This window comes from Pseudomonas sp. ES3-33, assembly GCF_000952175.1.
GTDB classification, from domain to species: Bacteria; Pseudomonadota; Gammaproteobacteria; order Pseudomonadales; family Pseudomonadaceae; genus Aquipseudomonas; species Aquipseudomonas gregormendelii.
On sequence record NZ_JZRI01000024.1, the window covers coordinates 1 to 7,225 of the forward strand.

10 protein-coding genes and 1 pseudogene are annotated in these 7,225 nt (G+C 54.0%); 4 read left to right on the plus strand and 7 right to left on the minus strand.

What is annotated here, in order from left to right:
* Nucleotides 1-120 precede the first annotated feature (120 nt).
* Both UB23_RS02845 and UB23_RS30090 read right to left on the minus strand, forming a co-directional pair.
* Nucleotides 121-450: pseudogene (locus UB23_RS02845) on the minus strand (helix-turn-helix domain-containing protein); the annotation flags it as partial.
* Complete coding sequence (locus UB23_RS30090) at nt 447-680, minus strand: hypothetical protein (RefSeq protein WP_045057824.1); 234 nt, start codon at nt 678-680, stop codon at nt 447-449. The gene UB23_RS30090 and the pseudogene UB23_RS02845, both read right to left, overlap by 4 nt.
* A 65-nt stretch (nt 681-745) precedes the next feature.
* Between UB23_RS30090 and UB23_RS02855 the strand changes: the two genes are divergently transcribed.
* The 3 genes from UB23_RS02855 (at nt 746) to UB23_RS02865 (ending at nt 2,238) form a co-directional block, all read left to right on the plus strand.
* Nucleotides 746-1,111 carry a hypothetical protein gene (locus tag UB23_RS02855; protein ID WP_045057825.1) on the plus strand — a complete coding sequence of 122 codons (366 nt, stop codon included), beginning with the start codon at nt 746-748 and terminating at the stop codon, nt 1,109-1,111.
* A 283-nt stretch (nt 1,112-1,394) separates the two neighbouring features.
* The gene (locus UB23_RS02860; RefSeq protein ID WP_045057826.1) at nt 1,395-1,706 is read left to right on the plus strand and encodes a type II toxin-antitoxin system TacA family antitoxin; all 312 of its coding nucleotides are present in this window, start codon (nt 1,395-1,397) and stop codon (nt 1,704-1,706) included.
* Nucleotides 1,678-2,238: a GNAT family N-acetyltransferase gene (locus UB23_RS02865; protein WP_045057827.1), complete on the plus strand. Its 561-nt coding sequence runs from the start codon at nt 1,678-1,680 to the stop codon at nt 2,236-2,238. The genes UB23_RS02860 and UB23_RS02865 overlap by 29 nt, the downstream gene beginning before the upstream one ends.
* Before the next feature lie 116 nt (nt 2,239-2,354).
* Here UB23_RS02865 and UB23_RS02870 read toward each other — a convergent pair whose 3' ends face one another.
* From UB23_RS02870 to UB23_RS02890, 5 genes are all read right to left on the minus strand, one after another.
* Nucleotides 2,355-3,050 carry an HNH endonuclease gene (locus UB23_RS02870; RefSeq protein ID WP_045057828.1) on the minus strand — a complete coding sequence of 232 codons (696 nt, stop codon included), beginning with the start codon at nt 3,048-3,050 and terminating at the stop codon, nt 2,355-2,357.
* Between the two features lie 138 nt (nt 3,051-3,188).
* Entirely contained in the window at nt 3,189-3,704 is a 516-nt protein-coding gene (locus UB23_RS02875; RefSeq protein WP_045057833.1) for a BRO-N domain-containing protein, read from the minus strand.
* Between the two features lie 386 nt (nt 3,705-4,090).
* Nucleotides 4,091-5,341 carry a ribonucleotide-diphosphate reductase subunit beta gene (locus UB23_RS02880; RefSeq protein WP_045057829.1) on the minus strand — a complete coding sequence of 417 codons (1,251 nt, stop codon included), beginning with the start codon at nt 5,339-5,341 and terminating at the stop codon, nt 4,091-4,093.
* A 518-nt stretch (nt 5,342-5,859) separates the two neighbouring features.
* Complete coding sequence (locus UB23_RS02885) at nt 5,860-6,135, minus strand: hypothetical protein (protein WP_045057830.1); 276 nt, start codon at nt 6,133-6,135, stop codon at nt 5,860-5,862.
* 184 nt (nt 6,136-6,319) lie between these two features.
* Nucleotides 6,320-6,583 (minus strand): DUF2790 domain-containing protein, encoded by a 264-nt coding sequence (locus UB23_RS02890; protein WP_045057831.1) that lies wholly within the window; start codon nt 6,581-6,583, stop codon nt 6,320-6,322.
* A gap of 473 nt (nt 6,584-7,056) precedes the next feature.
* Between UB23_RS02890 and UB23_RS28200 the strand changes: the two genes are divergently transcribed.
* Nucleotides 7,057-7,225: acetyl-coenzyme A synthetase N-terminal domain-containing protein (locus UB23_RS28200; protein ID WP_152644228.1), on the plus strand; the 169-nt coding region annotated here is incomplete at its 3' end.

Below are 7,225 nucleotides of genomic sequence, written 5' to 3' on the forward strand. Positions count from 1 at the left end.
TGAATAATCCTGCGTTGCTGCCTGCCTTAAGGGTGGCCGGATGAGCGTGGAATGGGTGGCCGGATCATCGTGGAATCAGTGGCCGGATGTTTATGGAATAGGTGGCCGGATGGCCGTGGAATCCGCACCGGTGAGCCCGAGCGTCTCCATCAGATCCTTGATCAGCTGCACAGGGGTGCACGTCGCCTCAAAAGCGGCAGTCGATTCGCGAAACTGGTCGGAGTCGCGCTGGTAGGCCAGAATTTCGTCTTCGAGCTCAATGAGGATTTTCTCCTCGATCTTGCTCAATTCGCGCCCGTCGGTGAGCTCATCGAGCAGGTCGGTCGCACGCTCATAGTCAGCGGGGGTCTTGATGCCGTGCACAAATTCACCGCGCAGGCGCTCCAGCGTCGCGTGCAGCTCGCCAAGCGTTGCGATCACGGTTTGAAAGTCGTTCCGGGCTGCGCTCATCGTTTTACCCCTTTGTTTCTTGCATACCAGACGTTGGCAACGTCGTAATCGGCATGCGTGTAGATGTGTTTGACGTAGAACTTCTGCCGGGTGACTTCTGACACGTCATTGTTGGATTCAAGCGCAGCCCATGAGGTTCGTAAAATTTCGGCCCGAACCCCTGTGGGAGCGGGCTCGCGAAACGCCCTGCGTTTTTTCGCAAACCTTGTGTGAATGGCGGCTTCACCCATCCCGACAGAATCGCTTACGATCATCCAGAACGGAATGAACACACTGCCCTAAAGGACGCGCCCCCATGCAAATACCCCTTCCTCAAATCAATCAACGCCTGAACAACCGCCGCTTCACCGTAGCCGGCAACACCCACGGACTCTCCGGCACTGGCACGGTGTTTCATTACCAGGTTGAGGGCGATGCCATTTCAAGCACCTACCAAGGTGGCCGAATTCGCATGGGCCACCAGGTTGGCCGCGTGACCGGTGTCGATACCATCGAGTTGCTTTATCACTGCATCACCACCGAGGGCGAAATCCTGGCTGGCTGGTCCCGTGGAACGGTGGGCGTTGATGAGGCGGGGCGGACTACGCTGGCGTTTGTTTGGGGGTGGTTGTCGGGGGCGAGTGGCGGTGGGGAGTCGACTTATGTTGAGGTTTTGGAGTAGCGGGGTGACCGAGCAATCACTACCGGCTCCAAAGAGTCCAAGCAGTTGCGAGCGGTGCTGCTCGGTATGTTTATAGCGTACGGATGATGTACGGATGCTCCTTGACAGGGTGAGCATTGTACGGCTATGGTCCGTACCGTAAGGCTAGATATGTCCCGCCTACTGAACCTAAAACTGAACCACTAAGGGACTTACCATGAAGCTTAAAACGGTAAAGGTGCGCAAGCGCCTCTAGGATAACCACCTAAAAGGGAAAACCACTGACTACACAAAAGGCATTCTCATGACTGAATTACTAGAACTACTTAAAGCGCCAAAAACTGCAAGGCTTGAAATCAAGACCACGGATATCGCGAAAGAAACTATCCGAAAAGCAGCACTGCTATCTGGCTTAGACATGACGTCTTTCATAATGTCTTCCGCTTTTGAACGTGCTGAAGCTGTACTTGAAAACCACAGAAGGATTGAGGTTTCGGAAAAAACCTTCGCTCGACTACAAGAAGTACTCAATGAGGACAAAAGCGCCAAGCCTACCAAGGCTTTGATAAATCTGATGAGAGGGACTCATGGGAACTTCAGAGACCGTAACGTGTGAAATCGACTGCAATTTGCTAGCAACTTTTGAGCAGTACAACTTCCCTAAAGACTTCGACTGCGGGCCACCGCTAATCAATGAATATTTCAATAGTCGGCTGCGTCGGGCCTTGAAAAGCGAAAACGTTAAAGGCGTCGGCGCAATTGTCGGCCACGATCTCTTGGGGTTTTGCACCCTAACCGTCAGTGAAATCACGCGGGAGAAGGCGAAGGCTGGGCTTTCCAAGGCGACGAATCTAACGAAACAGATTCCCGTCGTACGGCTCGTCATGCTTGGCGTAGATAAGAAGCTTCAGAAGTGTGGGGTAGGCCTCGCCCTGATGCGAAACGCTTTGATGGAAACCGCACGACTGCATATGCAGATACCCATTAAAGGCTTGTATCTGGATGCAGCCCCTGGTGCTGTAAAATTCTACAGCCGGCTTGGCTTTAAAGTTTTGGGTGACCCTGATGAACATCAGAGCACACCAATGCTGCTGGGTATCTGCGTAATCATGGAGGCATATAATGATTGCCTGGAGAACGCTGACTAGCTCTAGCAGAGTCTGCCTATGTCGTTATCAATGAAACTGTGTATGCAGAGTCACATTGATAACGAATGGCCTGCTAAACCTAGCTAACCCATCTGTCAATACCTGTCAGTTCGCGATCATTCCCGCACCAGTCGTTTCAGCCTCGTGTAAAGCGCCAAGGTAAAAGCTTCCCTGTCGTTCGAATGATGACAGCGTCGATGGCAATTCGGGCAAAGTGCGACGGCATTGCTCGTCCGATCCGAACCTTTCTGCGCCAAATGCTTAACGTGATGGACTTCTAGAAACGGCGTTCCGTCTTTCTCAAACGGTGCAGGCTTACCGCAGCCCTCACAGATACCTTTAGCTTCCTGCCGAACCCAAGCCCTGACCTCGGGATCACGAATGTAAGCGGCTCTGCTGGACACAGTTTGCTTGGGTTTCAAGATACCTTTTGGTGCCTTCTCGAACGTCTTCTGCTCAAGGGCTATGGCACGACGCTCAAGAGTGTCTTCGTCGGCAGACGGTTCAAAGACGTCAGTGACAAGTGCTTCGCGAATGCCCTGTTCGACATTGGCGCCTACATTCGTCGCAGGTTTGTATCCCACTATCCAATCGCGTCCCATTCGTTGCAAGACGGTGGAGATGTTGCGCATCCGGAACTCGACGGAACCTTCGGTGCGATCTGCCAATGCACCCTGACGAAGCAAGCGATTCTCTAGAGCTTTATTGAATTTTTGCCCTTTCTGCTCAAGTGTAAGCATCGTCAGATAGGCACCGACTGATGCCTTTATCTCGGCCTCGCTCCAATCTTCGTTCTTCTTTCCAATGTCCATACAATCGCCGAGGGTTGAAAACCCTCGGACGATACTGAGTGGCCATCACGGCTGTCTACGAAAATTCCTACAGAGAATACCTACGCGTCGCTCAATCTGTCCTACAACGACGCCACCGCAATAACCCACCGATTGTTTCTAAGACTGAAACACCTCTACAACCCTCCGCCACAACGGCTTAACCACCGGTATCCGCCGCCGCGTGCGATTGAGCAGCAGATAAGGCATGTCGCGCAATCGAATCCAGCTTTCGTCCTGCCAATGCAGGAGACTGAGCGACATTCCAGGCCCTTTCATCAAGCTCATTGTTGGCCGGTCCAGGTTTTTCGCCCCCCCTGCATCACGCAGCGCCGGCACCACCTGATGAGTTAACCATTCACGCAACAACCGATTCTCGGGCGCGTAGTGATAAACCAACAACGCATACGCGCCGGACTCACTGATCATCAGCCGTTCCTCCGGCTGGCCGTAGTATTCGATCAGCAACCTTTGCCTCTGATCCTCATCCAGTTTGCTCACGATCCGATCACTCAAATGGAAGCCCATTAAACGACCCAAATCGCGAGCGCAGAACCACGGCTGGTTTTCCAGGAGGAGGGTGTGGAGTGAGAGGCTGCGGCGAGAGAAGACAGTTACAGAATAGGGATCAGTCATTATCTGAGCCCCCATTGCAAGATGGGAAGAAGGTGTATTCCGGCATATCCATGACCTCTACGTGAATTCAGGCGGGCCAAACCCAACGTAGAGTGGAAGAAAATCCCAACGAGCAGAGCCATTGCACATCTGCACCACAATCACCAAAGTGAATTGCGTGTCTGACGTATTGGCTGCGCTTCTATGTTGGGCGTTTCTTAGGCACCTGGGCAAAGCATATGGATGTTTTCAATAGGTATCAATGCGGGAGAGGCTGAGAGATTTGTAGGAGGTTTCCGTTGCGGCGTAAGATTCTGCACAAATAAAAAAGCCCCGATCAAGTCAGGGCTTTTTTCGTTCGATTTAACGATTAAATAACCATCGTTCAATCGGGACTAGCCAAGAAATCAATCCCAGCTCAACGCCCCACCAGTCTGATACTCAATAACCCGAGTCTCAAAGAAATTCTTCTCTTTCTTCAAGTCCATGATCTCGCTCATCCAAGGGAACGGGTTAGTCGTCCCTGGGTACTCTTCCTTCAAACCGATCTGCGACAGACGACGGTTAGCGATGAACTTGAGGTAGTCCTCCATCATCGCCGCGTTCATGCCCAACACGCCGCGAGGCATGGTGTCACGGGCGTATTCGATTTCCAGCTGAGTGCCCTGCAGAATCATCTGCGAAGCTTCTTCCTTCATCTCGGCATCCCACAGGTGCGGGTTTTCGATTTTGATCTGGTTGATCACGTCGATGCCGAAGTTCAGGTGCATGGATTCGTCGCGCAGGATGTACTGGAACTGCTCGGCGACGCCGGTCATCTTGTTGCGACGGCCCATGGAGAGGATCTGGGTGAAGCCGCAGTAGAAGAAGATGCCTTCCAGAACGCAGTAGTAGGCGATCAGGTTGCGCAGCAGCTCTTTGTCGGTTTCGACGGTGCCGGTTTCGAACTTTGGATCGGAGATCGAACGGGTGTATTTGAGGCCCCAGGTGGCTTTTTTCGCGACCGATGGGATCTCGTGGTACATGTTGAAGATCTCGCCTTCATCCATGGCCAGCGATTCGATGCAGTACTGGTAGGCGTGGGTGTGGATCGCCTCTTCGAACGCCTGGCGCAGGATGTACTGGCGGCATTCCGGGTTGGTGATCAGGCGGTACACGGCCAGCACCAGGTTGTTGGCAACCAGGGAGTCGGCGGTGGAGAAGAAGCCCAGGTTGCGCATCACGATGCGGCGCTCGTCGTCGGTCAGGCCTTCCGGGTCTTTCCAGAGGGCGATGTCGGCGGTCATGTTGACTTCTTGCGGCATCCAGTGGTTTGCGCAACCGTCCAGGTACTTCTGCCAGGCCCAGTCGTACTTGAAAGGTACGAGCTGGTTGAGGTCGGCGCGGCAGTTGATCATGCGCTTTTCGTCAACGGCGACGCGGGCAGAGGCGCCTTCGAGTTCGGCCAGGCCTTCGGCGACGTCGAGGTTGTCCAGGGCAGCCTTGGCGCGAGCGATGGCGGCGGAGTCGGACGCGGTTACAGCGCGAGCTTCTTGAGCCGCAACACCACCGGCGGTGTCGAGGCGGTCCATGTTGGCTTCAGTCGCGTGGCCGGCGTTGGCGCCTTTAACCACGGTCTCGCCGCTGTCTTCTTTGTCGAATTCGTCCCAGCTCAGCATGACGTGTCGTCTCCTGCGTGAGGGCCAGATGCCCGTGTGAAAACTGAAAGGTTGGTTTTTCACACGACCGTTCTGGCCGCGTTGGATAGCGTTTTTTGCAGCGGTACACGCAGGCAAATAAACATAATTTTGTACGGGGTTCCGAGAGCCTCTGACGGGCGCCGGAATCGATGACGACTTCGGCGTGGGCTTCAGACTGGCTGTCATCCCTGTAAGGGGATATTGCAGGCCCGTTTAAGCCGGCATTATAGGGAAATTTTTGCGGCCGTGGTGGGGCGAATCCGCACATGCGGCGGTGAAGAAGAGGGGATTTTCGGTCGGAGCGAGGGTTTACAGGGCTTTGGCTGGATATCGCGGGTGAAGATTTTTTTTGATTAATTTTTCCGGGCCGTTTGATTTGTACAAAAAACAGCCAAAAAAGCGCTTTTTTACTACATGTTGTGTTTTGAGCGGGTTTTCGATGGCCCCAGACACAACTAAGCCCGGCCGAAGTCGGGCTGTAAAGTCACGCGATGTGATCAGCTGAAGCGCGCTGCGCCGACGTGATCGGAACCGTCTGCGGCGACTTTGGCGGCGCCGGTGCGATCAAAACCGTCGGAGGCCAGTTTGCCAGCACCGACGTGATCGGCACCATCAGCGGCGAAGGACGCGGAACCGGTGTGGTCGTAGCCGTCGGAGGCGACTGCGGCTTCGGTGGTGAAAGCTGCCGAGCCGGTGCGATCGTAACCATCGGCGGCGAAGGTGTTGGCGGCCAGGACGGAGAGGGTCAGGGCGAGGATCAGTTGGGTTTTCATGGTGGTTGCTCCAGGTTCGTTGGCGTTTTGTGCCTTGGGTGTGGAATCTATACTACGCCAGGTAATTTGATTAAAAAGTGCAAATAAGCGCTTAAAATAATCTAATAAATCGATGTATTAGGCTCGGCGCTGCATCTGTCTGATTGAGACGGGTCGAGCCGTTTATAAAGAGTCGGGCGGGTGTTTAGCCGTTGGAGCAGCCGTTACCCATGATGCTGTAGCGCAGGATGTGTCGTTGGCCGTGGGAATCGTCGTATTCCATTTTCATCGGCACCACTTCACAGACGTTGGGGATTTCGCTCATGGACACGACTTTGGCGATGTCCAGATGGGTGGAGTAAGTGTATTCCTCAACTACCGGTTGTTGCTGTGCGACATCAGTCGGGACCTCGTCTGCCATGGCGGTTGCGCACAGGCTGGAGAGGGCCAGAACTAATAAAGCTTTCATCTCAGTTTTACCTTTTAGAGGTCGAGTGGGGTCACGCAACCTTTAGGGGGTTGCGTGTGGAACTTGATTGCCGGGGTTTTGATTAACTGCCTTCGTGGGGGCTGCAACTTGGTTAATCAGGGTTGCCTTGTTGGCGAGAGGGATTTTAGGCGTGGGGGGTGGATTCATATAGGTGGGGTTTTGATAAACACTTTTGACAGATTTCGTAACAATCACGCAATGGTCTGGTGTATGCGATCCCTGTAGGAGCTGCCGAAGGCTGCGATCTTTTGATCCTGGCGACCTTTCAAGATCAAAAGATCGCAGCCTTCGGCAGCTCCTACAGTGGGCGTAGATACCCGGCGGAGCGGGGGAAAGGGATTGTCAGGGCAATTTGTAGGGGCTTGTTACTACCATCGTCGAATGGTTCTATAGGGCCGCCCCGGGCTACAACAGGGCCATACAAAAACAACTATTCCACCGAGGTAAGAAAGATGAGTGCGGCTTCCCTGTATCCCGTTCGTCCCGAGGTAGCGGCCAACACGCTGACCGACGAGGCAACCTACAAAGCCATGTACCAGCAGTCGGTCGTCAACCCGGACGGCTTCTGGCGCGAGCAAGCCAAGCGCCTCGACTGGATCAAGCCTTTCACCACGGTGAAGC

Bases quoted from the DNA above. Each gene is read 5' to 3' on its own strand.
- UB23_RS02880 (WP_045057829.1), bottom strand. From the start codon at position 5,341: ATGCTGAGCTGGGACGAATTCGACAAAGAAGACAGCGGCGAGACCGTG.
- UB23_RS02860 (WP_045057826.1), top strand. From the start codon at position 1,395: ATGACTGAATTACTAGAACTACTTAAAGCGCCAAAAACTGCAAGGCTT.
- UB23_RS02885 (WP_045057830.1), bottom strand. From the start codon at position 6,135: ATGAAAACCCAACTGATCCTCGCCCTGACCCTCTCCGTCCTGGCCGCC.
- UB23_RS02855 (WP_045057825.1), top strand. From the start codon at position 746: ATGCAAATACCCCTTCCTCAAATCAATCAACGCCTGAACAACCGCCGC.
- UB23_RS02870 (WP_045057828.1), bottom strand. From the start codon at position 3,050: ATGGACATTGGAAAGAAGAACGAAGATTGGAGCGAGGCCGAGATAAAG.
- UB23_RS02865 (WP_045057827.1), top strand. From the start codon at position 1,678: ATGGGAACTTCAGAGACCGTAACGTGTGAAATCGACTGCAATTTGCTA.
- UB23_RS02890 (WP_045057831.1), bottom strand. From the start codon at position 6,583: ATGAAAGCTTTATTAGTTCTGGCCCTCTCCAGCCTGTGCGCAACCGCC.
- UB23_RS02875 (WP_045057833.1), bottom strand. From the start codon at position 3,704: ATGACTGATCCCTATTCTGTAACTGTCTTCTCTCGCCGCAGCCTCTCA.
- UB23_RS30090 (WP_045057824.1), bottom strand. From the start codon at position 680: ATGGGTGAAGCCGCCATTCACACAAGGTTTGCGAAAAAACGCAGGGCG.